Annotated in this window: 21 protein-coding genes and 1 riboswitch; of the genes, 17 read left to right on the top strand and 4 right to left on the bottom strand. The window is 71.4% G+C overall.

What is annotated here, in order from left to right; genetic code table 11:
- Positions 1 to 120 precede the first annotated feature (120 nt).
- Positions 121 to 1,137 carry an SAM-dependent methyltransferase gene (locus ABWI04_RS10870; RefSeq protein WP_353832277.1) on the bottom strand — a complete coding sequence of 339 codons (1,017 nt, stop codon included), beginning with the start codon at positions 1,135 to 1,137 and terminating at the stop codon, positions 121 to 123.
- A 100-nt stretch (positions 1,138 to 1,237) separates the two neighbouring features.
- Here ABWI04_RS10870 and ABWI04_RS10865 point away from each other — a divergent pair, with 100 nt between their 5' ends.
- The 12 genes from ABWI04_RS10865 to lysX all read left to right on the top strand — a co-directional run bounded on the left by ABWI04_RS10865 (position 1,238) and on the right by lysX (position 15,001).
- Complete coding sequence (locus ABWI04_RS10865; protein ID WP_353832276.1) at positions 1,238 to 2,407, top strand: sensor histidine kinase; 1,170 nt, start codon at positions 1,238 to 1,240, stop codon at positions 2,405 to 2,407.
- A gap of 73 nt (positions 2,408 to 2,480) precedes the next feature.
- Positions 2,481 to 3,170: a response regulator gene (locus ABWI04_RS10860; protein ID WP_345179770.1), complete on the top strand. Its 690-nt coding sequence runs from the start codon at positions 2,481 to 2,483 to the stop codon at positions 3,168 to 3,170.
- Positions 3,171 to 3,332: 162 nt separating this feature from the next.
- On the top strand, positions 3,333 to 3,662 hold the full coding sequence (locus ABWI04_RS10855; protein ID WP_345179772.1) for a chaplin family protein: 330 nt from the start codon (positions 3,333 to 3,335) through the stop codon (positions 3,660 to 3,662).
- Between the two features lie 291 nt (positions 3,663 to 3,953).
- Positions 3,954 to 4,727, top strand: coding sequence for an ABC transporter ATP-binding protein (locus ABWI04_RS10850; protein WP_345179773.1), 774 nt, complete (start codon positions 3,954 to 3,956; stop codon positions 4,725 to 4,727).
- A complete protein-coding gene (locus ABWI04_RS10845; RefSeq protein ID WP_353832275.1) occupies positions 4,727 to 7,222 on the top strand; it encodes an ABC transporter permease in 2,496 nt (831 codons plus the stop codon). Before ABWI04_RS10850 ends, ABWI04_RS10845 begins: the two co-directional genes overlap by 1 nt.
- Positions 7,223 to 7,465: 243 nt before the next feature.
- A complete protein-coding gene (locus tag ABWI04_RS10840; protein ID WP_345179776.1) occupies positions 7,466 to 8,350 on the top strand; it encodes a Rossmann-like and DUF2520 domain-containing protein in 885 nt (294 codons plus the stop codon).
- 188 nt (positions 8,351 to 8,538) lie between these two features.
- Complete coding sequence (gene panC, locus ABWI04_RS10835; RefSeq protein ID WP_353832274.1) at positions 8,539 to 9,399, top strand: pantoate--beta-alanine ligase; 861 nt, start codon at positions 8,539 to 8,541, stop codon at positions 9,397 to 9,399.
- Entirely contained in the window at positions 9,399 to 9,815 is a 417-nt protein-coding gene (panD, locus tag ABWI04_RS10830; RefSeq protein WP_089316894.1) for an aspartate 1-decarboxylase, read from the top strand. The genes panC and panD overlap by 1 nt, the downstream gene beginning before the upstream one ends.
- A 77-nt stretch (positions 9,816 to 9,892) precedes the next feature.
- The gene (locus tag ABWI04_RS10825) at positions 9,893 to 11,806 is read left to right on the top strand and encodes an L-aspartate oxidase (RefSeq protein WP_353832273.1); all 1,914 of its coding nucleotides are present in this window, start codon (positions 9,893 to 9,895) and stop codon (positions 11,804 to 11,806) included.
- The gene (gene nadC, locus ABWI04_RS10820) at positions 11,803 to 12,660 is read left to right on the top strand and encodes a carboxylating nicotinate-nucleotide diphosphorylase (protein ID WP_353832272.1); all 858 of its coding nucleotides are present in this window, start codon (positions 11,803 to 11,805) and stop codon (positions 12,658 to 12,660) included. The genes ABWI04_RS10825 and nadC overlap by 4 nt, the downstream gene beginning before the upstream one ends.
- 14 nt (positions 12,661 to 12,674) lie before the next feature.
- The gene (locus ABWI04_RS10815) at positions 12,675 to 13,457 is read left to right on the top strand and encodes a type III pantothenate kinase (protein WP_345179783.1); all 783 of its coding nucleotides are present in this window, start codon (positions 12,675 to 12,677) and stop codon (positions 13,455 to 13,457) included.
- 89 nt (positions 13,458 to 13,546) lie between these two features.
- A complete protein-coding gene (gene lysX, locus ABWI04_RS10810) occupies positions 13,547 to 15,001 on the top strand; it encodes a bifunctional lysylphosphatidylglycerol synthetase/lysine--tRNA ligase LysX (protein WP_353832304.1) in 1,455 nt (484 codons plus the stop codon).
- On the opposite strand, the gene ABWI04_RS10805 is transcribed toward lysX, so the two are convergent.
- Both ABWI04_RS10805 and ABWI04_RS10800 read right to left on the bottom strand, forming a co-directional pair.
- Complete coding sequence (locus ABWI04_RS10805; protein WP_353832271.1) at positions 14,988 to 16,214, bottom strand: cytochrome P450; 1,227 nt, start codon at positions 16,212 to 16,214, stop codon at positions 14,988 to 14,990. The genes lysX and ABWI04_RS10805 overlap by 14 nt on opposite strands.
- A 55-nt stretch (positions 16,215 to 16,269) precedes the next feature.
- A complete protein-coding gene (locus ABWI04_RS10800) occupies positions 16,270 to 17,364 on the bottom strand; it encodes a LacI family DNA-binding transcriptional regulator (RefSeq protein ID WP_353832270.1) in 1,095 nt (364 codons plus the stop codon).
- A gap of 416 nt (positions 17,365 to 17,780) precedes the next feature.
- Between ABWI04_RS10800 and ABWI04_RS10795 the strand changes: the two genes are divergently transcribed.
- Entirely contained in the window at positions 17,781 to 18,011 is a 231-nt protein-coding gene (locus ABWI04_RS10795; RefSeq protein ID WP_021591725.1) for a transcriptional regulator, read from the top strand.
- Between the two features lie 303 nt (positions 18,012 to 18,314).
- Here the strand turns inward: ABWI04_RS10795 and ABWI04_RS10790 are convergent, their stop codons facing one another.
- Positions 18,315 to 19,310, bottom strand: a complete 996-nt coding sequence (locus ABWI04_RS10790; protein ID WP_345179787.1) for a C40 family peptidase — start codon at positions 19,308 to 19,310, stop codon at positions 18,315 to 18,317.
- 3 nt (positions 19,311 to 19,313) lie between these two features.
- Positions 19,314 to 19,521, bottom strand: a riboswitch (cyclic di-AMP (ydaO/yuaA leader).
- A gap of 270 nt (positions 19,522 to 19,791) precedes the next feature.
- On the opposite strand from ABWI04_RS10790, the gene ABWI04_RS10785 reads away from it, so the two are divergent.
- From ABWI04_RS10785 to ABWI04_RS10770, 4 genes are all read left to right on the top strand, one after another.
- The gene (locus ABWI04_RS10785) at positions 19,792 to 20,313 is read left to right on the top strand and encodes an amino-acid N-acetyltransferase (RefSeq protein WP_378189577.1); all 522 of its coding nucleotides are present in this window, start codon (positions 19,792 to 19,794) and stop codon (positions 20,311 to 20,313) included.
- A gap of 5 nt (positions 20,314 to 20,318) precedes the next feature.
- Positions 20,319 to 21,134: an RDD family protein gene (locus ABWI04_RS10780; protein ID WP_353832269.1), complete on the top strand. Its 816-nt coding sequence runs from the start codon at positions 20,319 to 20,321 to the stop codon at positions 21,132 to 21,134.
- Positions 21,135 to 21,141: 7 nt separating this feature from the next.
- Positions 21,142 to 21,765: an RDD family protein gene (locus ABWI04_RS10775; protein ID WP_345179791.1), complete on the top strand. Its 624-nt coding sequence runs from the start codon at positions 21,142 to 21,144 to the stop codon at positions 21,763 to 21,765.
- Positions 21,766 to 22,738: 973 nt separating this feature from the next.
- Positions 22,739 to 23,062, top strand: coding sequence for a histone-like nucleoid-structuring protein Lsr2 (locus ABWI04_RS10770; RefSeq protein WP_089316904.1), 324 nt, complete (start codon positions 22,739 to 22,741; stop codon positions 23,060 to 23,062).
- The last annotated feature ends 502 nt before the right edge of the window (positions 23,063 to 23,564 follow it).

Here is a 23,564-nt window from a genome sequence, read left to right as displayed (position 1 = left end):
CGGTCGTGGGGTTGGGTGGGCCGGTGACCAAGGGGGGTGGGGGGCGATGGCTTCTGGGGCGGGCTGAGTTGGCGGCCGGTTCGGGGTGGATGGTCTTTGCGGGTGGTTTTGGGTCCGGGGTTAGGTGGGGTGGGTTAGGAGGTTGGGGAGGGGGATGTTGGTGGTCTGGGTCAGCCAGCCGAAGCCGCCCAGGCCTGAGGGGTCGGTCAGTTCGGCGTCTTCGCCCGCGTGACAGAGGGCGGCCACGTAGGCGCGCGGGTCCCGGTGGGCCAGGTCGAGGGGTGGGCGGGTTCCCGAGAGGCCCAGGGCGCGGAGGGCCTCGCGCTGGGTCGTCAGGAGGCTGGAGGTCGCGCCGGCGCGGCGGCCGGCGACCAGGCAGGCGTCGAGTGCGACATGGGCGGTGACGTCGCACGATCCGTCCGGGACGGCGGGGACGGTCGCGCCGTCGCGGTAGCCGGTCAGCGTCCCGTAGACGGGGCGGGACTCGCGGGAGTGCGAGTAGTCGACGGCGAGCGCGAGCCCGGCGGACAGGCGGCCGATCACGGAGGCCCAGGCCGCGCAGCGCGGGTGCCCGATCTCGGCGCGGTCGCCGGGTTCGGCGAGCGGCCACCACAGATCCAGCCAGCCGGTGTCTTCGGCGGACGGCGGCGGCCCCGGCCGCTCGGTGCCGCTGAAGGGGTCGACCAGCACGGTCCGGACGCCCTCGGGGGTGCGTTCCACCACGTCCAGCGGCACGTTGTCGAGCCACTCGTTCGCGACGGCGAGGCCGGTGATGCGGGCGGGCAGGTCGGGGCGCCAGACGATCCGGGACGGGACGTCGGCGGGGCGCGGCGCGAGTTCCACCGCCGTCGGGACGAGCCGGGCCTCCAGATCCGGCGGCACGCAGGCCAGGATGTTGCCGAGAAGGCGGCCGGAGCCGGCGCCGATGTCGACCACGTCGAGCCGGTCGGGGTGGCCGAGCAGGGCGTCGACCTCGACCAGCAGGCGGGCGATGGCGGCGGCGAACCGCGGCGAGGCGTGCACCGAGGTGCGGAAGTGCTCGGCGGGGCGTTCGCGCCGGTAGAAACCGTCCTCTCCGTAGAGGGCCCGCTCCATCGCGGTGCGCCACGTCAGCCATCCGGAAACCAGCGACTCCACGACTGCGACGTTACCGTGGGTGGCGGGCCATCCTTGCGGTGGACGCGGGTCCGACCTGCGGCTGATCCGGGAGTGACCTGCGGGTACGTACGCTGTCGGCATGGTGGCGAGCGCATGGGAGTGGCTGCGGGGCAAGAAGCCGCTCGTCGACGCCTTCTTCGCGCTGCCGGTCGTGTTCTTCTCGGTGCCGTCGCTGCTGGTGGGGCCGAGCGGGATCGGCGCCGGGCTCTACGTGCTGCTGACCTTCGCGCTGGCGGGGCCGCTGGTGCTGCGCAGGACGTTCCCCCGGACGGTCTTCGCCGTCGTCGCGCTGGTCTCCTGCGTCCAGTGCGTGGTGGGGCAGATCCCGGTGCCGGCGAACGTGGCGGTCCTGATGGGGCTCTACACGGTCGCGGCCGGGTGCACGTTCCGCTGGGGGCTCGCGGCGGCCCTGATCGGCGAGGTGGGCGCGGTCATGGTCACCTACCGCTACCCGAGCGGCGCCGATGACCGGAAGTTCACGTTCGTCATGATGACGGTGCTGGTGGCGGGCGTGTACGTCCTCGGCCTGCACATGCGCACGCGGCGGGCGTACCTGCGTTCGGTGGAGGAGCGGGCCGAGCGGCTGGAGCGCGAGCGTGACAACGAGGTCAAGGTGGCGATGGCGGCCGAGCGCGCCCGTATCGCCCGGGAACTGCACGATGTGGTGGCCCACAACGTCAGCGTGATCGTGGTGCAGGCGGACGGCGCGTCCTACGCCATCGACACCGACGTGGGGCGGGCTCGGCAGGCGCTCGACACGATCTCCACGACGGGGCGGCTGGCGCTCGCGGAGATGCGGCGACTCCTCGGCGTGCTGCGCGAGGACGACGACGCGGGGGCGTACGCGCCGCAGCCGGGCGTGGCGCAACTGGACGAGCTGGTCGAACAGGTCCGCGCGGCCGGGCTGCCGGTGGAGTTCGAGGTCGACGGCGACCCCGAGGCCATGTCGGAGGGGCGCCAGCTCACCGTCTACCGGATCGTCCAGGAGGCGCTGACCAACACGCTCAAGCATGGTGGCCCGCGGGTGAGCGTGTCGGTGCGGCTGTCCTACTCCGGCGACGCGCTGGAGATCCGGGTGGTCGACGACGGCCGCGGGGCGGCCGCGCCCGACGACGGCCGCGGCCACGGGCTGGCGGGGATGCGCGAACGCGTCGCCGTGTACGGCGGCACGGTCACCGCCGCCCCGCGCACCGGCGGCGGTTTCGAAGTGGCGGCGGTCCTCCCGGTGCGCGAGGAGGTCGCCGCGTGACCGGCGGCGGGCGTGACCAGGGCTTGCGGCGTCCCTCGCCGGGTGTGCGGGGAGCCGCGGACAGGGAGATGGCATGACGGACGTGGCGGCCCCCATCCGGGTGGTGCTCGTGGACGATCAGGAGCTGGTGCGGGCCGGGTTCAGGATGGTGCTGGACGCGCAGCCCGACATCGAGGTCGCCGGGGAGGCCGGGGACGGGTTGCAGGCGCTGGACCTGCTGCGGAACACGCGGGCGGACGTGGTGCTGATGGACGTCCGGATGCCGCGGATGGACGGGATCGAGGCGACGCGGCAGGTGGTGGCGCGGTCCGGGCCGAAGGTCGTCATCCTGACCACGTTCGACCTGGACGAGTACGCGTTCGCCGCGATCAAGGCGGGCGCGGGCGGGTTCCTGCTGAAGGACGCGGGGCCGGCGCAGCTCATCGAGGCGATCAAGGCGGTGCACTCGGGGGACGCGGTGGTGGCGCCGAGCACGACCAAGCGGCTGCTGGACCGGTTCGCGGTGCATCTGCCGGACGCCGAGGAGAAGGCGGTCGGGGCGTTGGAGAGCCTGACCGACCGGGAGAACGAGGTGCTGCGGCTCGTCGCGCGCGGGATGTCGAACGCGGAGATCGCCGGTCGGCTCTACGTCTCGGAGGCCACGGTGAAGACCCATATGGGGCGGATCCTGATGAAGCTCGGCGTGCGCGACCGGGTGCAGGCCGTCGTGTTCGCTTACGAGACAGGTCTGGTCAAAAGCGGTCAGACCGGCCCATCCGCATAATGCCTTGATCAGTCCATGATCATCATTTGGCGGCATCCTGGGCCGCCCATTCGATCTTCCTTAACGTAGCCGGGTAACTACCGTACGCGACGCCGTTCTCAGCGGGCGACGTCGGCAATGTCACCTCGGGCACTGCTAAGCCCAACGTACGGGAGGACTCTCGTGTTCAAGAAGCTTGCCGCCACCGGCATCCTCGGCTTCGCCATCGCCGGCTCCGCCCTCGCAGCGGCGCCCGCGTACGCCGCCACCTACGGTGGCGGGTGGGATGACCACGGCAAGGGCCACCACCATGACAAGGGTCACCACGGCAAGGACCACGACGAGAACTGGTTCAGCCACAACAGCACCAGCGGCAACTTCGGGATTCTCAACGGGACCCAGGTGATCGCGCCGATCTCGGTGCCCATCGACGTCTGCGGCAACGCCATCGCCGTCGTCGGCGGTGCGAGCGCCCACTGCAAGGGCGGCGCGTCCGTCAACTACGGGCACTGACACGCACTGGACGGGCCTGCCACCCGTCTTCGAGGCGCCGGAGACCGACGATGTCTCCGGCGCCTTCGCACGTCCGGCCCCGCTCCGGCCGGCTCTACGAGCGTCAGGGCGGGCGCCATGGGGCCTCGGGCAGGGTCGGCGGGCGGAGGGACGGACGCGTACGACTCAGGTCGTACGCGGGCGAGCCGGATGGCCTTGAGAGTGAGGCGGAGCGTGGCCGCCGGGTCGATGGCAGGGACGGCGCTGGTTCCTAGCGTGGAGCGCGTCCATCCACGACCCGAAGGAGTCACCGTGACCAGCACGTTCGCCGAGCCGCCCGGGGGATCCCCCGCCGCCGGGGCGCCGCCGGCCGTCAGAGCCGAGGGCGTGTCCAAGGTGTACGGGTCGGGTGACGCGGCCGTCCACGCGCTCCGCGGGGTCGGCGTCGGGTTCGCCAGGGGCGCGTTCACCGCGATCATGGGGCCGTCCGGGTCGGGGAAGTCGACGCTGATGCACTGCCTGGCCGGGCTGGACACCGTCAGCGGCGGGCGGATCGTCCTCGGCGACGCCGAGATCACCGGGATGGGCGACCGGCAGCTGACCATGCTGCGCCGCGACCGCGTCGGGTTCGTGTTCCAGGCGTTCAACCTCCTGCCGACGCTCACCGCCGAGCAGAACATCCTGCTGCCCATGGAGCTGGCAGGCCGCAAGCCCGACCGGGCGTGGTTCGAGCGGGTCGTCGACACCCTGGGCCTGCGGGAACGGCTCGGGCACCGGCCGAGCGAGCTGTCGGGCGGCCAGCAGCAGCGGGTGGCGTGCGCCCGGGCGATCGTCGCCCGGCCCGAGGTGATCTTCGCGGACGAGCCGACCGGCAACCTCGACTCCCGCGCGGGCGCCGAGGTCCTGGGGTTCCTGCGCTCCTCGGTCCGCGAGATGGGGCAGACGATCGTGATGGTCACCCACGACCCGGTGGCCGCCTCGTACGCCGACCGGGTGGTGTTCCTGCGGGACGGGGAGATCGTTTCGGAGATCTTCCAGCCGACCCCGGACACCGTCCTGGACCGGCTGAAGGGCCTGGGCGCGTGATGCTGCGGACGACTCTGGCGGGCCTGCGCGCCCACAAGCTGCGGCTGCTGCTCACGGCGGTGGCGATCACCCTCGGCGTCGGCTTCATCTCGGGGACGTTCGTCCTGACGGACACGCTGGACGAGGGCGTCTCCAAGACGTTCGCCAGGTCGGCCGACAAGGTCGACTACGCGGTGCTGCCCAAGAGCGACGACACCGACAAGGGCGTCCCGCCGGCGCTGCTCGGACAGATCAAGGCGCTCCCCGGGGTCACGGACGTCCAGGGAGCCGTGAAGGGGGACGCCGCCCTCGTCGGCAAGGACGGCAAGGCGGTCGGCGACTTCCCGACGGTCGGGATGTCCGTGCCGTCCGGACGTCTCCTGCGCTACGACGTCGAGAAGGGGCGTCCCCCCTCCGGCGCTGGCGAGACCGTGCTCGACACCCAGCTCGCCAAGCGGGAGGGCTACTCCGTCGGGAACGCGGTGACGGTCCTGGACCACGGGAACCGGCCACACCGGTTCACGGTCGTCGGACTGGTCGACTTCGGCATCGACCAGGAGGCGAGCTTCCGGGGAGCCGTGGGTTTCGACCCGGCGACCGCGATGCGGATGACCGGCGAGAAGACCTATCGCGAGCTCGACGTCGCGGGCGGGTCCGGGGCCGCCGTCAGGGCCGCCGCGGGAGACGCCTACCGCGTGTACACGGGCGAGGAGCTCGGCGCGCGGCTGGCCAGGGCCGCCGGCGCCGACACCAAGATCATCAGAACCGGTCTGCTGATCTTCGGGCTGGTCGCGATGCTGGTGTCCGCCCTGGTCATCTACAACACGTTCTCGATCCTGATCGCCCAGCGGATGCGGGAGATGGCGCTGCTGCGCTGCGTCGGCGCGACCCGCCGGCAGGTGTTCGGGAGCGTGGTGGCGGAGTCGGCCGTCGTGGGCCTGGTCGGCTCCCTGCTCGGCCTCGTCGCCGGGGTCGGCCTCGGCGAGGGCGCGCTGGTCGTGGTCAGCAAGCTGAACGAGCGCGTGGCCGTCGCCGGGCCGGCCCTGGCGGTGCGGACGGTCCTGGTCGGCCTGGCGGTAGGGATCGTGGTCACGGTCCTGTCCGCGCTGCTGCCCGCCCGCGCGGCCACCCGGGTCTCGCCGGTCGCCGCGCTGCGCGCCGACCTGGAGCCGGGCGCCGGACGGTTCAGGCTCGGCCCGGTGCGCACCGTCCTCGCCGTCCTGCTGGGCGCCGCGGGGCTGGCCATCGGCGGTCTGGGCTCGCTCGGCATGGAGAAGGGCGAGACCGCGATGTACGCGGTCGCGTTCGCCGGCGGCGTGTTCTTCCTCGGTGTGATCGCGGCCATGCCGGCGCTCGTCCGTCCGCTCGGACGGGTCGCGGGCGCGGTCCCGGCGCGGCTCGGCGGCGTCCCGGGACGGCTGGCGGTTGCGAACGCGCAGCGCGCGCCCCGCCGCACCGCCACCACGACGATCGCGCTGACCGTCGGCGTCGGGCTGATGAGCCTGTTCGCGGTGGTCGCGGCGAGCGGCAAGGCGACGGCGGCGCACAAACTGGAGGAGCAGTTCCCCGTCCAGTTCCAGATCCGGCCGCAGAGCTTCGACGGGACGCTCCCGCACGCGCTGGCCGAGACGCTGCGCACCCGGCCCGAGGTCGCCGCCGTGGTCGAGACCCGGCGCAAGGAGACCCGGGTCGGCGGCGACGAGGCCGACATATCGACGATCACTACGTCGGCGCTCGGGAGGATCCTCAAGCCGGAGTTCGAACGCGGGTCGCTGGACGCCGCCCTGAAGCCCGGCACGGCGATGGTGGACGAGAAGACGGCCGAGACGTCCGGCCGGGCGCTGGGGGAGACGCTGCGGATCCGGACGGCGAACGGCGCCGTCCCCGTGAAGATCACCGCCGTCTACGCGGCGGGCGCGGGCCTCGACGGGATCATCGTCCCGGAGCGGGACTTCACCCGGTACTTCGGCGCCGTGGACCCGGCGGGGATCTACGTCAAGACCCGCGACGACGTGCCCGCCTCCCAGTCGCGCCGGGTCGTGGACGCGGCCGCGCGTCCCTACCCGGCGGCGAAGGTCTCCTCGTCCGCCGAGTTCGAGGAGACGATGACCAAGGCCATCGACACGGTCTTGATGATCTTCGGTGGGCTGCTCGGGCTGGCGATCGTCATCGCCCTCTTCGGCATCGCCAACACGCTGACCCTGTCGGTCGTGGAGCGCACCCGCGAGTCGGCGCTGCTGCGCGCCCTCGGCCTCACCAAGCGCCAGCTGCGCCGGATGCTGTCGGTGGAGGCGCTGGTCATGGCGGTCATCGGCGCGGCCACCGGCGTCGTGCTCGGGGTCGGCTTCGGCTGGGCCGCGACGAACGCGATGGCGAGCGACTCCGTCTTCTCGCTGCCCTACCTGCAGGTCGTCGGGTTCGTGGTCCTCGCGGGCGCGGCCGGGACCGCCGCGGCCGTGCTCCCGGCGCGGCGCGCCGCGAAGACGTCCATCGTGGAGTCCCTCGCGCATGACTGAATGGGGGCGGGGTGACGATCGTCACCCACCGGACCGCGCGGCCGGGTCCCGCGGGTAGCCTGGTGCGCGCACGTCCGGTACCTACCTGAGGACTGGAACGAACCGATGGACCCACAGGTCACCCCTTCTTCCGGCACGCCCGGAAACGGGACGGGCCCCGGTGCGGGAGCAACCCCCCACACCGCCCGGAAGAGCGCTGTCTCTGGTGGGGGGGCGACCCCCCACACCCCCCGGAAGAGCGAGATGGAGACCCCGGAGGACCGCCCCGCGCGCCTCGCGGTCGGCGTCGTCGGCGCCGGCCGCGTCGGCACGGCGCTCGGCGCCGCGCTGGCCCGCGCGGGCCACCGCGTCGTCGCCGCGGCCGCCGTCTCGGAACGGTCGCGGGCCCGCGTCGAGGAACGCCTCCCCGGAGCCGACGTCGCCACCCCGCAGGACGTGGTCGCCGCCGCCGACCTCGTGCTGCTGACCGTCCCGGACGACGAGCTTCCCGAGCTCGCGACCGGGCTCGTGTCCGCGGGCGTCCCGGTCACCGGCAAGCTCGTCCTGCACACCAGCGGCCGCTACGGCACCGCCGTCCTGGACCCGCTCACCCGCGCGGGCGCGCTGCCGCTGGCCCTGCACCCCGTGATGACCTTCACCGGGCGCCCGGACGACGTGAACCGGCTCACCGGCATCTCGTTCGGCGTCACCTCGCCGGAGCCGCTGCGCCCGGTCGCCGAGGCCCTCGTCCTGGAGATGGGCGGCGAACCCGTCTGGATCACCGAGGAGGCGCGCCCGCTCTACCACGCGGCGCTCGCCGGAGGCGCGAACCACCTGGTCACGCTGGTCGTGGAGGCCATGGACCTGCTGCGCGCCGCGGGCGTGGCCGAGCCCGGCCGGATGCTCGGTCCGCTCCTCGGCGCCGCCCTCGACAACGGGCTGCGGCTCGGCATCGACGGGCTCACCGGGCCCGTCGCGCGCGGGGACGCCGGAACGGTGGCGGGCCACGTCGAGGAGCTCGGCAGGGTGTCGGCGGAGAGCCGCCGCGCCTACATCGCGCTGGCCCGCCTCACCGCTGACCGCGCGCTCAGCGCCGGACTGCTCAAACCCGAGGACGCCGAACGGCTCCTCGAAGCGCTGGCCGACTGAGGGCCCCGACCGCAGACGGCTCCGACCGACGAACAGCTCTCCGACCAGCAGACACCTCCGACCGACAGACAGGGCCCGGCCGAAGGCACCGGCCGACCGGACAGGAAGGGAACGGCATTGGTTTCTGGCGTTTCCGGCGAGCGCGGCCCCGGCCGGCGCCCGCCGTCGCGTGAGGGGACGGACGCGTCGTGACACCGATCGTCGCGCGCACGCGCGAGGAACTGGCGCAGGCCCGGTCGAAGACCGGGGGGACGCTGGCGCTCGTCCCGACCATGGGCGCCCTGCACGAGGGGCACCTGTCGCTGATGCGGGAGGCCCGCCGCAGGGCGGACGCGGTCGCGGTCAGCGTCTTCGTCAACCCGCTCCAGTTCGGGCCGGGCGAGGACTTCGACCGCTACCCCCGCACGTTCGCCGCCGACCTGGAGGCATGTGCCGCCGAGGGCGTGGACTTCGTGTTCGCGCCGGCGCGCGAGGTCATGTACCCGGAGGAGCCGCAGGTCACGATCAAGTCGGGGCCCATGGGCGAGGTCGTCGAGGGGGCCGCGCGTCCCGGCCACTTCGACGGGATGCTCACCGTCGTGCTGAAGCTGCTCAACCTCGTCCGCCCCGACGTGGCGGTCTTCGGGGAGAAGGACGCGCAGCAGCTCGCGATGATCCGGCGGATGGTCGCCGACCTGAACGTCCCCGTGGAGGTGATCGGCGCGCCGACCGTCCGCGAGCCGGACGGGCTGGCGCTGTCGAGCCGCAACCGCTACCTGTCCGCCCCCGAACGCCGGACCGCGCTCGCCCTCTCGCGCGCCCTGCGGTCCGGGGCCGACGCCGCCGCCTCCGGCCCGGACGCCGTCCTGGCGGCCGCGCGCGCCGTCCTCTCCGAGGCCGAGGCCGCCGACCCGCCCCTCGCCCTGGACTACCTGGTACTTGTCGACCCGTCGACCTTCACCGAGATCACCGGACCGCACTCCGGCCGGGCCGTCCTCGCCGTCGCGGGCCGCGTCGGCACCACCCACCTGATCGACAACGTTCCCCTCCAGCTCGGCAAGGAGCACTGATGTTCCGGACGATGTTCAAGTCGAAGATCCACCGCGCCACGGTGACCCAGGCGGACCTGCATTACGTCGGCTCGCTGACCATCGACCAGGACCTGATGGACGCCGCCGACCTGCTGCCCGGCGAGCAGGTCTCGATCGTCGACATCGACAACGGCGCCCGCCTGGAGACCTACCTGATCGCAGGCGAGCGCGGCTCCGGCGTCATCGGGATCAACGGCGCCGCCGCCCGCCTCGTGCAGCCCGGCGACCTGGTCATCATCATCAGCTACGCGCAGATGACCGACGCCGAGGCCCGCGAGTTCGTCCCCGCCGTCGTGCACGTCGACCGCTCCAACAAGATCATTTCGCTGGGCTCGGACCCGGCCGAGCCGGTGCCCGGCACCAGCACGACCCGGGGCGACCTGATCCGAAACTGACCTTCGGCGGGGGCCGGGGGTTCGGCCGCTCCGGGGTTAGGGTCATAATGACGAGAACCGACCCCGGAGGAGGGCTCGTGATCCCTTCCGTTCTGCACGCCCCCGCGCCCGGCTGGACCGCCGACGCCGACGTCGTCGTCATCGGGTCCGGCATCGCCGGCCTGGTCGCCGCGCTGCGCTGCCGCCCCCACGGCCGGGTGCTGCTCGTCACCAAGGCCCTCCTGGACGCCGGGTCGACCCGGTGGGCGCAGGGCGGCATCGCCGCCGCGCTCGCGCCCGACGACACCCCCGAGGAGCACCTGGCCGACACCCTCACCGCGGGTGTCGGCGTCTGCGACGAGGACGCCGTCCGGGCCCTCGTCACCGAGGGGCCGGACGCGGTCCGCAGCCTGATCGACCTCGGCACGGCCTTCGACCGCTCCGGCGGCGACATCGCGCTCACCCGCGAGGGCGGTCACCACCGGCGCCGCATCGCGCACGCGGGCGGGGACGCCACCGGCGCCGAGATCAGCCGCGCCCTGCTCGCCGAGCTCAAGGACTCGGGCGTCGAGGTGATCGAGCACGCCCTGGTCCTGGACCTGCTGAAGGACGCCGCGGGACGCGCCGCGGGCGTCACCCTGCACGTCATGGGCGAGGGGCAGCCCGGCGGCGTCGGCGCCGTCCGCGCCCGCGCCGTCGTGCTCGCCACCGGCGGGCTCGGCCAGGTGTTCACCGCCACCACCAATCCCGAGGTCTCCACGGGCGACGGCGTCGCGCTCGCGCTGCGCGCCGGGGCCGAGGTCACCGACCTGGAGTTCGTCCAGTTCCACCCGACCGTGCTGTGGCTCGGCGAGGGCGCGACCGGACAGCAGCCGCTGATCTCCGAGGCCGTCCGCGGCGAGGGCGCGCACCTGGTCGACCACGCCGGCGTGCGCTTCATGACCGGACGCCACGAGCTCGCCGAGCTGGCCCCCCGCGACGTCGTCACCAAGGGGATCATGACCCGGATGCGCGAGACGGGCGCGTCCCACATGCTGCTCGACGGCCGCCATTTCGGCGCGGCGATGTGGGAGACCCGGTTCCCGACCATCCTGGCCGCGTGCCGCCACCACGGCATCGACCCGGTGACCGAGCCCATCCCGATCGTGCCCGCCGCCCACCACGCCAGCGGCGGCGTGCGCACGGACCTGCACGGTCGCACGTCCGTCCCCGGCCTGTACGCCTGCGGCGAGGTCGCCTGCACGGGCGTCCACGGTGCGAACCGCCTCGCCTCCAACTCCCTCCTGGAAGGCCTGGTCTTCGCCGCCAGAATCGCCGAAGCCCTCTCGGACGACCTCCCCGCCTCCCACCCGCCCCCCGCCGCACCAGCCCCTGACCTCCTTTCGAACCACACACCCACCACCCCGCCACCCCTGGAGCAGGCCGCGCCAGCCCCCGAGCAGGCCGAGCCAACCCCTGTGCAGGCTGTCTCAGCGCCGGCACAAGCTGTTCCGGTGCCCGCGCAGGCTGCTCCCGCTTGGGGTCAGGCCGCGCCAGCCCCCGAGCAGGCCGTCTCGGCGAGGCATGAGGGCGCCGTCTCGGCGACCGGGCAGGCCGGTCCGGTGCCTGGGCAGGGCCCGACGGGAGCCGTGCAGGACGTGTACGGAGCCACGGGTGGCGAGTCGGGCGGGTTGCTGGAGCCGGCGTTGCGGGGGGAGATCCAGCGGATCATGACCTCCTACGCGGGGGTCCTGCGGCGGGCCGACGGGCTGGAGGCCGCGGTGCGCGAACTGGAGGGGCTCGGGCGCGGGACCGCGGAGCCCGGGGTGGAGGCCTGGGAGGCCACCAACCTGTACACCGTCGCGTGCGCGATCGTGGCGGCCGCGCGGCGGCGGGAGGAGACGCGCGGGAGCCACTGGCGGGAGGACTTCCCCGAGCGCGCGGACGGGACGTGGCGCGGCCACCTCGTCACCCGGCTGGCGGGGAACGTCCTGACGACCACCTACGAATCTCTGGAAGGGAAGCGCTCATGACACCGGAACTCTCGCAGAGGCTGACCGCCGCCGGGCTGGATCCACAGGCTGTGGAAAACCTCGTCCGGACGGCGCTGGCCGAGGACGGCGAGGTCGACGTCACCAGCACCCCGATCTTCGCGCCGCAGGACACCGCGAGCGGGGAGCTGAGGGCGCGCGAGGAGGGCGTCGTCGCGGGCGTCCCGGTGGCGTGCGTCGTCTTCGAGCTCCTGGACGTCGCCTACGAGGCGGAGGTCGAGGACGGCGACCGCGTCGTGCCCGGGCAGGTCCTCATCGCGGTCAGCGGCGCGACCCGGGCGATCCTCAGGGCGGAGAGGACGGCTCTGAACCTCCTCACGCATCTGTCCGGAATCGCGACCGCCACCCGCCGGTGGATGGACGCCATGGAGGGCACCAAGGCGAAGGTCCGCGACACCCGCAAGACCCTTCCCGGCCTGCGGGCCCTGCAGAAGTACGCGGTGCACTGCGGAGGCGGCGTCAACCACCGGATGGGCCTGCACGACGCCGCGCTCATCAAGGACAACCACATCGCGGCGGCCGGCGGCGTCACCAAGGCGTACGAGGCGATCCGCGCCGTGTACCCGTCCCTCCACGTCCAGGTGGAGTGCGACACCCTCGCGCAGGTCGAAGAGGCCCTGGAGGTGGGAGCCACGAGCATCCTGCTCGATAACATGACCGACGCCGAGATGACCGACGCGGTCCGGCTCGTGACAGGGCGGGCGGAGCTCGAGGCCAGTGGTGGCCTTACCCTGGAGCGGGCCCGAGACGTCGCCGTGACCGGGGTGGACTACCTTGCCGTCGGCGCGCTGACGCACTCGGCGCGCGTGTTCGACATCGGCCTTGACTTCACCTGAACAGCGGGGACCTGATGCTGCTGACCATCGACGTCGGTAACACCCAGACCGTTCTCGGTCTCTTCGAAGGCGACGAGGTGATCGAGCACTGGAGGATCAACACCGATCCGCGGCGCACGGCCGACGAGATCGCGGTGGTCCTGCAGGGACTCGTCCAGCAGAGCCCGCTGCTGGCCGACACCGACATCAGCGGCATCGCGCTGTGCTCCACGGTGCCCTCCGTCCTGCACGAGATGCGGGAGATGTGCCGCCGCTACTACGGCGACGTGTCCGCGGTCATCGTGGAGCCGGGCGTCAAGACCGGCGTCCCCGTCCGGATGGACAACCCGAAGGAGGTCGGCGCCGACCGCATCGTCAACGCGCTCGCCGCCGTCCACACCCACGGCGGGCCGGCGATCGTGGTCGACTTCGGAACCGCCACCACCTTCGACGCGGTGTCCGCCAAGGGCGAGTACGTGGGCGGCGCGATCGCCCCCGGCATCGAGATCTCGATCGACGCGCTGTCCTCCCGCGGCGCGCAGCTCCACAAGATCGAGCTGGTCCGGCCGCGCAACGTGATCGCCAAGAACACCGTCGAGGCGCTGCAGTCCGGGATCATCTTCGGCTTCGCCGGCCAGGTGGACGGCATCGTCGAGCGCATGTCGGAGGAGCTCGCCGAGGACCCGGAAGAGGTCACGGTCATCGCCACCGGCGGCCTCGCCCCGCTCGTCCTGGAGGAGTCCCGCAGCATCGACGAGTTCGAGCCGTGGCTCACCCTCATCGGCCTCCGGCTGATCTACGAGCGGAACACTCCCTGACGTCCGGCGCGAACTCGTTCGCCCGCACCGGACGGGCTGGATAGCCTTGCGATGTGAGTGACGAGACCTTCGACGAGCTCCCGGAGCAGATGCGCGTGCGCCGGGAGAAGCTCGACCGGCTCCGCGAGAGCGGGATCGACCCCTACCCGGTGACCTTCCCGCGGACGGCGACGACCGCCGAGATCCGCGCGAAACACACCGGCCTGGAGCCGGGCACCGAGACGGGCGAGAAGGCGGGCGTCACCGGTCGCGTCATGCTGATCCGCAACACCGGGAAGCTGTGCTTCGCCACCATCAGCGACGCCGGCGGCGACCTCCAGGTCATGCTGTCGCTGGCCAAGGTCGGGCAGGAGCAGCTCGACTTCTGGAAGCGCGAGGTCGACCTCGGCGACCACGTCGGCGTCGAGGGCGAGATCATCACCTCCCGCCGCGGCGAGCTGTCCATCATGGCGGACCGGTTCGCGATCACCTCCAAGTGCCTGCGGCCGCTGCCGGAGAAGCACGCCGGCCTGACCGACCCGGAGGCGCGGGTCCGGCAGCGCTACGTCGACCTGATCGTCAACGACGAGGCGCGGCGGATGGCGCGGCTGCGCAGCGCGACCGTCCGCGCGGTCCGCGACTTCTGGCACGAGGAGGGCTACCTCGAGGTCGAGACGCCCATGCTCCAGCCGATCCACGGCGGGGCCGCGGCGCGCCCGTTCAAGACGCACATCAACGCCTACGACATGGATCTCTACCTGCGCATCGCGATCGAGCTGTACCTCAAGCGGCTCGTCGTCGGCGGGATCGAGAAGGTCTTCGAGATCAACCGCAACTTCCGCAACGAGGGCGCGGACTCCACGCACAACCCCGAGTTCACGATGATCGAGGCCTACGGGACCTACCTCGACTACAACGACATGGCCGACCTGACCCAGCGGATGTACCAGAAGGCGGTCGTCGCCGCCCTCGACACCACCGTGGTCGTCCATGACGGCGTCGAGATCGACCTCGGTCTCGCGGAGTGGCCGCGGATCACCCTGTACGGGGCGGTGTCGAAGGCGCTCGGCGAGGAGATCACGCCGCACACGCCGATCGAGTCGGTGCGCAAGCTCGCGGACGCCCGCGAGATCTCCTGGGATCCCAAGTGGGGGCAGGGCAAGCTCGTCCAGGAGCTCTTCGAGGAGCTGGTCGAGCACACCCTCGTCCAGCCCACGTTCGTCATGGACTACCCGGTCGAGACGTCCCCGCTGACCCGCCAGCACCGCGAGGAGCCGCTGCTCACCGAGAAGTGGGACCTCATCGGGTTCGGCACGGAGCTCGGCACCGCCTACTCCGAGCTGGTCGACCCGATCGAGCAGCGCCGCCGCCTCACCGAGCAGTCGCTGCTCGCCGCGGGAGGCGACCCCGAGGCCATGCAACTGGACGAGGACTTCCTGCGCGCCCTGGAGTACGCGATGCCCCCCACCGGCGGGATGGGCGCCGGCATCGACCGCATGATCATGGCGTTCACCGGCAAGGGGATCCGCGACACGATCCTGTTCCCGCTGGTCAAGCCCGAATGACGACCGGAAGGTCGCGCAGCCCCCGCAGCACGAGGTTGTCGCGGTAGACGAGGTCGCCGGCGGCGAGGGCCACGTCGCGCTCGAACAGCTTGCCGAGCGCGACGCGGCCCTCCAGCCGGGCCAGCGGCGCCCCGAGGCAGAAGTGCGCGCCGTGGCCGAACGACAGGTGCTTCGGCGTGTCGCGTCCGTCGGCGTAGCGGAGCAGGTCCAGTCGGTCGGGGTCGTCGAAGACCGCCGGGTCCCGGTTGGCGGCTCCCGTCAGCAGCAGGACGAGCTTCCCGCGCTCGACGAGGGTGCCGTCCAGGTCGACGTCCTCCAGCGCGGACCGCAGGGTCAGCTGCACCGGCGGGTCGAAGCGCAGCAGCTCCTCCACCGCCGCCCGCGCGTTGTCCGGCCGCTCCCGAAACACCCGCAACTGCGCGGGATCGCGGAGCAGCGCCAGCGCGCCGTTCCCGATGAGGTTCACGGTCGTCTCGTGGCCCGCGACGAGCAGCAGGATGCAGGTCGCCAGCAGCTCCTGCTCCGACAGGACGTCTCCGCCGTCGGAAACCCCCACGAGGGCGCTCAGGAGGTCGTCGCGCGGCTCGGCCCGCCGCTTGGCGGCCAGCACCCGGAAGTACTCCGCGAACTCGTCGCGCGCGGCGTCCCGCTGGGCGATCTCGGCCTCCGGCAGCAGGAAGTCCGGGTCCAGGCCGCGCGCGAGGCTGTCCGACCAGCCCTTGAACAGGTCGCGGTCCTCGGCGGGGACGCCGAGCATCTCGCTGATCACGATGACGGGCAGCGGGTAGGCCAGCGTCGCGATCAGGTCGACCTCGCCGGAGAGCGGCCGCAGCAGCGCGTCGACGAGCTCCTCGACCCGGGGCCGCAGCCGCTCCACGAGGCGGGGCGTGAACGCCTTGCTGACGAGCCGGCGCAGCCGCGTGTGGTCGGGCGGATCCATGGTCAGGAACGACCGGTGCCGCGCCGGCATGTCGCGCCACATGCGGCCGCCCGACGGACGGTGCCCGAACCGCGGATCGCGCAGGACCCGCTCGCACAGTTCGTGGGACGCGGTGACGCGCAGACCGACGTCCGTCCGGTGCAGGGGCTGACCGGCGGCTCGGAGCGTCCGGTAATGGGCGTAGGGATCGGCGCGGAACGCCGGGTCGCCCGGATCGAAGCCGAGTATCGCGGTCGCCCCGGCCTGCCCCGCCTGACCCGTCCTGTCCTCCATGCCTCCAGCGGACCCGAATCCTGGACGTGATGTCAACAGCGCCGGCCGCGGGACGCTAAGCGCTTTCTCGGATCACCAGGTCGGGCCGCTGGACGACCTGGCGGTGCTGGTGGGACTTGCCTTCGCTGATCTCGGCCATCGCCAGCTCGGCGGCCTCCCAGCCGAGCTCGCGGCGCGGCTGGCGGACGGTGGTGAGCGGCACGGCGGCGCTCGCCGCGAGCTCGATGTCGTCGTAACCGATCACGGCGATGTCCTCGGGGACGCGGACGCCGAGCCGGGTCAGCTCGTTGATCAGGCCGATCGCGAGCAGGTCGTTGGCGCAGAAGACGCCGTCGGGCACGGGGGACATGGCCATGATCTGGTGCGCCGCGGCCTGCCCCTCCGTGGGGCTCAGGGCGTCCTTGACCAGGACCGGGGGCTTGCCGAGGCCCGCCTCGACGATCGTGCGGGCGGCCCCGTCCCGGCGCTCCACGCAGGGCTGCGGCTCGGGGATCCCGGTCACGAACGCGATGCGATCGCGTCCGATGCCGAGGAGGTACGCGGCGGCGGCCTCGCCGCCCGCCACGTGGTCGACCCGGGCGGAGCACACGTCGGAGGCGTCCCGGTCGATCAGCACCACGCTCATGCCCGCGGCGCGCAGCCGGGAGATGTCGCGGGGGCCGATCCCGACCGGGATGACCAGGGCCCCGGCGGCCCGCTGGTCGGCGAGCAGTTCCAGCAGGCGGCGCTCCTTGCGGGGGGAGTGGTCGCTGGACAGCCACAGGGCGTCGTGGCCCGCCGCGTTGAGCGCCGCCTCGGCGCCCCGGGCGACGTCGGTCGCGTAGGGGTTGGTGAGGTCCTCGACGAGGACGCCGAACGCCCGGCGCGGCTGGTCGCCGAACTCGCCCGCGGTCCGCTCGGGGCCCGTGCGGAGCCGGCGCGCGGACTCGTTGCGGACGAATCCGAGCTCCTCGATCGCGGCGCGGACGCGGTCACGGGTAGCTTCGGCCACGAGATCTGGCCGGTTTAGGACATTCGAAACGGTCCCAACTGAGACTCCAGCACGCCTCGCGACCTCACGAATACTGGTCTGTGGCAACTCGCTCCTCGTCCCGCTCCATGGGCGTTTTCCCAGGTAGTGGAGTTTGGCATGGCGGGGCGCCGAATGCACGGTCACACATGGTGAGCGATCGGGCACACAACGCTCTTGACCGGCGCTTGACGGGCCGGATCCGGCCGCCTAGCGTTCCGAGCCGAAGCGTAGCTTGAAACGATTCACGATCTTCGTTCACCGCGAGGACCGGTGGGTTCGGCGAGAGGGGACGGGCGGATGGCTGGCGATCACATCCCGTCTTTCTCGGCAGGCCAACGAGTGAATCGTCACCCGGAGTTCCCCCGTACACCCCCGCAATCGGCCATGCGGCCACCTCCGGCCAAGCGCGCGAGACAGAAAAGGAACCCGATGATCTAAGTCCGGAAGGGTCCGGACCCGGCAACCCAACGCGCGTACAGATCGAGGCCCAACCCGTGCCTGTGCAGCGGACGGCTGCATCCCCGCGGTCATCACCACGGACGAGGGAGGACGGAGTGGAAACAGCCACACTCGCACGTCGTGGCACCGACGATTTCGGGCTGAGCGAGGAAGAGATCCGGCTGCTCGCCCAGATCGCCAGCGGTGTCACCGCCGATGTGGCGGCACGCAAGCTGGAACTGAGCGCTCGGACCTTGCGGCGCCGGCTGCGGACGATCTGCGACCGGCTGGAGGTCAACACCCCTATCGAGGCCGTGGTGTGGGCGGCCCGGAGGCAGCTCATCTAGCGAGGCACCCCCGACGCTCGCCAGGGGACGGCGAGCGTCACCCGGAGAAACGGCGGTTGATCCGAATTCCGTCCACCCCCGCAGCGGCGGCGCCCGCGCCCTGGCAGGTAGGTCCCTGCAGGAGGCGTCGCCGCGGACGGCGTTCGGGCCTGACAGGCCACCTGACCCGCCCCGATCTCCGGCAGGCTTCATCCCTCACGACCAGACTGACCGGCCTATGCCGTGGCGATGCGTCACTCGACACCGCGGTCGGCCGGCACGCCATGCGTTGACCGGCCTGGCCGGTCGTGCGACGGCGGAGTTCTAGGCGACGCGGACGCCGCCGGCGAAGGGGCGCCCGTCCATGGAGGCGATCTTCACGACGTCGCCGGTGTGCGGGGCGTGCAGCATCTTGCCGCCGCCGACGTAGATCCCCATGTGGTGCAGGTCGGCGTAGAAGAAGACGAGGTCGCCCGGCTGGAGCTCGCTGCGCGACACGTGCGTTCCGGCGTTCCACTGGCTGCCGGTGTAGTGCGGCAGGTTGATGCCGACCTGCTTGTAGGCCCACATCGTGAGGCCGGAGCAGTCGAAGGTGGTCGGACCGGCGGCGCCCCACACGTAAGGGCGGCCGATCTTGCTCATCGCGTAGCGGAGCGCCTGCGCCGCCTTGCCGGTGCCGATGACGGGGAGCTTGGCGAGCTGGGTCGGGTCCTTGTCGACGAGCTTGCCGCGGATCTTCTCGTAGGCGTCGGTGATCTTCGTGCGCTGCGAGTCGAGCTGCGTCTTCAGTTCCTTCACCTGCTTGGCGCGGGCCTCGGCCGACTTGCGGGCCCGCTGAGCGGACTGCATGGCCTGCATCAGCCCGAGCACCTGGGTGCTGTCCTGCTTGGCGAAGTAGTGGAGGGTCGCGGCCTGGTCGAGGACGGACTGGGGGTCCTGGGAGGCGACGAACGACACCGTGGGGTCGGAGCCGCCCTGCATGTAGCTCGTCGCCGCGAGGGATCCGACCTTCTGGCGGAGCGTCTCCAGCGTCTTCTCCTGCCGCTTGGCGTTCTCCGTGGCGACCTTGGCGGCGCGCTGCGACTGGGCGAGCCTGACCTTGAGCCCGTTGTACTGCTCGGTGAGCTGCTCCAGCTGGTCGGCGAGCTTGAGCGCCTTCGTCCTCAGCTCCTTGGCGGAGGGCTCGGGGTCGGCGTGCGCGACGGCGATCGTCTGCGGGGCGATCGCGTGCGGAGCGGCCGAAACGACGGCGAGCGCGCCGACCACGATGGTCGCGCGCCCCCGGAAGCGTGAAAGGGAAGCATGCCGCGATCGCTTCACGAATACTCCTCTCCTCAGCCGCCTACCGGGTCAGCTGACGGGTCGGGGCCGGAGCAGCCCGCCCGCGCCCGTGAGCGAACCGATCGCCCGCGGTCGCGGATTCACCCCTCGCATTCGGTCGCTCAGGGAGATCTCCCGAAACGCTCCGAAAGTGGGTCCCCGGCTCCTCGGGCAGCTGGTTGCGACCCGGGGGACTCGGCGGATCGGCCCCCGTCCTGCGGTGGGCCGACGTCAGCGCAGGACACTAACGGACCCCGCATTGGATGCCAACCAGAACATGCGAATTCGCAGGTCACGCGGCGCGGTGAACGAGGAGAACGCCGGGCGGACGCGTCCCGCGCGCGGTGTTGTCGCCCCCCTCTCGGTCGGCCCCTGGCAGTACCTGGCCCCTTTTATCTAGTCAGTAGCGCGCGCCGCCCGGCGCGGAAGGGTGGGAGGGCGTGCCCTGGTGCGCTGCGGCGTTCGATAATCTCGCCTGTTTGTGGAAGTCGTGATCCGGCGTGCCCGTACCGCCGACGTCCAGGAGATCCGCAGGCTCGTCGACCTGTACGCCGGGTCGGGGCGTCGCCTGCTGAAGAAGACGACGGTCAAGCTGTACGAGGACGTCCAGGAGTTCTGGGTCGCCGAGGACGTGCAGCACGGGACGCCCGGGCCGATCATCGGCTGCGGCGCGCTCCATGTCATGTGGGAGGACCTCGCGGAGGTCCGCTCGGTCGCCGTGGACAAGGGATGCGGCGGACGGGGAATCGGGCACCGCATCGTGACCCGCCTCCTGGAGAACGCGCGAGAACTCGGCGTCCGCCGTGTGTTCTGCCTTACCTTCGAGGTGGAGTTCTTCGCTCGCCACGGCTTCCAGCAGATCCTGGGGACTCCGGTGTCGCCAGAGGTGTACGAGGAACTTCTCCGCTCCTACGACGAAGGCGTGGCAGAGTTCTTGGACCTCGACCGGGTCAAGCCGAATACGTTGGGCAACACCCGGATGTTGCTTCGCCTGGAGGACTGACCCGAATGAGCGATTCCCCCCACCGCGGGCGGCCTTACCAGCCCCAGCAGGGGCAGGGTTCCTACGGCCCGCCCCCTCCGTACCAAGGTTCTCAGTGGCAGCAACCACAGCAGCCGTCCTCGCAGCAGCAGTGGGAACAGCAGCCCCAGCAGCAGTGGCAGACGCAGCAGCAGCAGTGGAACCAGCAGCCCGGCTACGAGGACTACGGCTCGTACGACGGCGGCGGTTCCTACGACGGCGGCGGTGACGTGGCGCTGGCGCCCATTCACCGTAGGGCGGGCGCGCGAATCATCGACAACGCGCTCGTCGCGGTCTTCGGGTTCGCACTCGTCCTGCCGGTGACGATCGGCGCGTTCGGTCTGGGCAAGCCGGGCAGCAAGACGGAGGACGAGGGTGGTGTGTGGAACTGGCCCATCATCTTCACCCTCTTCTGTGTCCTGTCTGTGCTGCCGTTCATCTATGAGGCCGTGCAGTTGTCCATGTGGGGACGGACGCTGGGGAAGCGTGTTCTGGGCCTGGGGGTCGTTCAGGCGAGGCCCGCGGGCACCCCGATCACCACGACGCAGGCTGTCTGGCGTGCGGGGATCACCCACGTCGGCTACCAGCTCGGCGTGTTCTTCTTCCTCGTCCTCGCGGTGATGGTGTGGGACTACGCCGCGTACGGGATGGTGCTGGTCTGGGCGGGCGCGCTGATGGCCTACCTGTGGGCGATCTGGGATCAGCCTCTGCACCAGTCGCTGCACGACCGCTTCGCCGGCACGCTCGTCATCGACGAGCGGGTCGGATATGACGAGTCCGAGTACTCCGAGTACGCGGGCTAAGGCCACGATGGCGGCAACGCTCGCCGAGCCGGGGCAGAGGCTCCTGGCACGCGTCGTCGACACGCTCGTCGTCGGAGTCCCCGTCGTTCTCGTCGTCCGCGAACTGGTGTCCGGGCACACGGCGGACGTCATCGCCCCGTCCGCCGTGGCCGGATGCATGCTGCTGTACGAGGCCGTCCAGCTCGCCCTCTGGGGCCGGACGCTCGGCAAGCGCGTCGCGGGCATCGAGGTGGTCGCTGCGACGGCTCAGGAGGCCCCTGAAGCGTCGCCAGAGGGAAGCGGCGGAGCGGGCGGGAGCGCCGGTCTCGGTGACGTGTCGGCCCTTCCCGTGTCCGTGCCGGGTTTCGTGCCCGTGGCGGCCCCCGAGCCCGCGGAGGCCGCCGCTCCCAACGGTGCTGAGGTCGTGGACGCGTCCACGCGCCCGGACGTTCTGCGCTGCGTTCTGCGGGCCGCCGTCTATTCGGTGCCGATCGGGCTGCGTCCGATTCCGGTACTCGGTCTGCTCGCGAGCGTCTTCTGGGTCGTGAACGCGGGGGTCCTGTTCGAGGGCAGTCGCCGCCAGGCTGTTCATGACAGGCTCGCGGGCACCCTCGTGGTAAAACGCCCGCGGCCCGAATCCTCGGCCTTCTGAGGCCCTCTCCGCCGCACCGGGAGTGCGTGCGGGGTCCGATAACACCCGTCCGATACCGCGCACTCACGGGCGCGGCCGGACGCATGCCCTGGTCCACTCGCATGTGCCATACATGCTTTGGTCGAGATGGCCGCTGTTTCCGGACGTCCGAGGTGTCGACGGCATATGCCCGCTCGTTCTGGTTACGGTCCTGAAACCGGTGGGATGTGTCTCGTCCCGGACGTCGCCTCCGCTTTGACAGTTCCCTCCGATGGTGTTGCGGTGACCGGAACGACGCCGCTTGTCGGCGGCCGTGGACTTACTCCGGATGGCGAGCTCTCGCCCTTGGAACGGACCTTTCGTGCGGCATGCCGGTGGCGGCGGTGCGGCCGGAGGACGGCTCCGCTCGGGTCGGCGGCACCGGGCCGAAGAACTGGGGTCGGCGGTGGGATTGTGTCCAAATCTCCCGATTTCATGGCGATGGTGCTCGGTGTGCCGCATCCGCGTCCTGAGCAGGGCGCGGACTTCTCGAGGTCCGGCCGCGGCAACAGATTTCGGTGCGGGCCGCCCCGGCGTTATTCGTCCACATCCGCCGGTCCGGAGGTTGATCAGGTGCCCGGGTCGGCCGCGTATTCCAGTGCGGGCACGCGGTTAGTAGCGATACGGGAGGTTAATCGCCGCGCCGCCGCGTGCAAACCTGGACCAATGCGCGGACGGCGGTGCAGGTCAGCGCACCACCTCGTGACACCGGTCACCCCTGAAAACCCGGGCGCGCCGCCGCCGCTTGGAAATTCATGGACGCCCGGCCGGACCCAGCCGTGACCCGAGGGACGTGCGCACCCGAAACGACGAGGCCGATTACAGCCGGTAACGAGCGGCAAGGCGACTTCGCGCGAGTGTCGGTTCCGGTGGATGGCGGAATTGTCATCCGCGAAGTTCTAGGTATATCTTTGTCACTCGATTGGAGTTTGCTCAAGCTGAAAGGTCTGTCCCCATGGCACAGAAGGTTCAAGTGCTTCTCGTCGACGACCTCGACGGTGGCGAGGCGGACGAGACCGTAGCGTTCTCGATCGACGGCGCCTCCTACGAGATCGACCTCAGTGGCGCCAACGCGACGAAGCTGCGGGAATCGCTGCAGCCGTTCGTTGAGAAGTCCCGTAAGGCGGGCACGGTCAACCGCCGCCGCCGGCAGCGCGGCGCGTCCAGCCGTGAGCGCAGCGCCGAGATCCGCGCCTGGGCCAAGAACAACGGCATCAAGGTCAATGAGCGCGGCCGCATCCCGGCCCACGTGATCGAGCAGTACGAGGCGGCCAACTGATCCCGCCCGGACCGCACGCGGCCCGTCTTCGTTCGCGAGGCGGGCCGTTCGCCGTTGGCGCCGTGAGTCGTCCCCCGTTCGCGGGACGGAGTCGTTCGCTTGTGGCGTAGCGCCTGTGCGGTTCGGCGAGTCCGCCGTGAGGTACACAGGGCGCGCGGGTGGAAACTCCACCCCCATTCGGCACTCTCGGCCCGCGCCTTGACGGACCTGCGGAAAGCCCCTCGTTCGCTTGGGGCGTAGCGGGAACATGACGCACCGATGCGGTAGTTGGATGAGACTGAACAGCGCATAGCTGGGGAACGTCTCCTGGTGGGAGTGCACCGGGCGGCCTCCTCGGGGCGGGCTAGCATGCGGAAGGACAGTTCCGGACGTTCCGGACTCTGCCCAACCGCTCTGTGAGGAGCGACGAGATGTTCGAGAGGTTCACCGACCGCGCGCGGCGGGTTGTCGTTCTGGCTCAGGAAGAGGCCAGGATGCTCAACCACAACTACATCGGTACCGA

This window comes from Actinomadura sp. NPDC000929 (assembly GCF_040492065.1).
In the GTDB taxonomy this organism is placed as follows: Bacteria; Actinomycetota; Actinomycetes; order Streptosporangiales; family Streptosporangiaceae; genus Spirillospora; species Spirillospora verrucosospora.
This window is presented reverse-complemented; position numbering and strand designations above follow the sequence as displayed.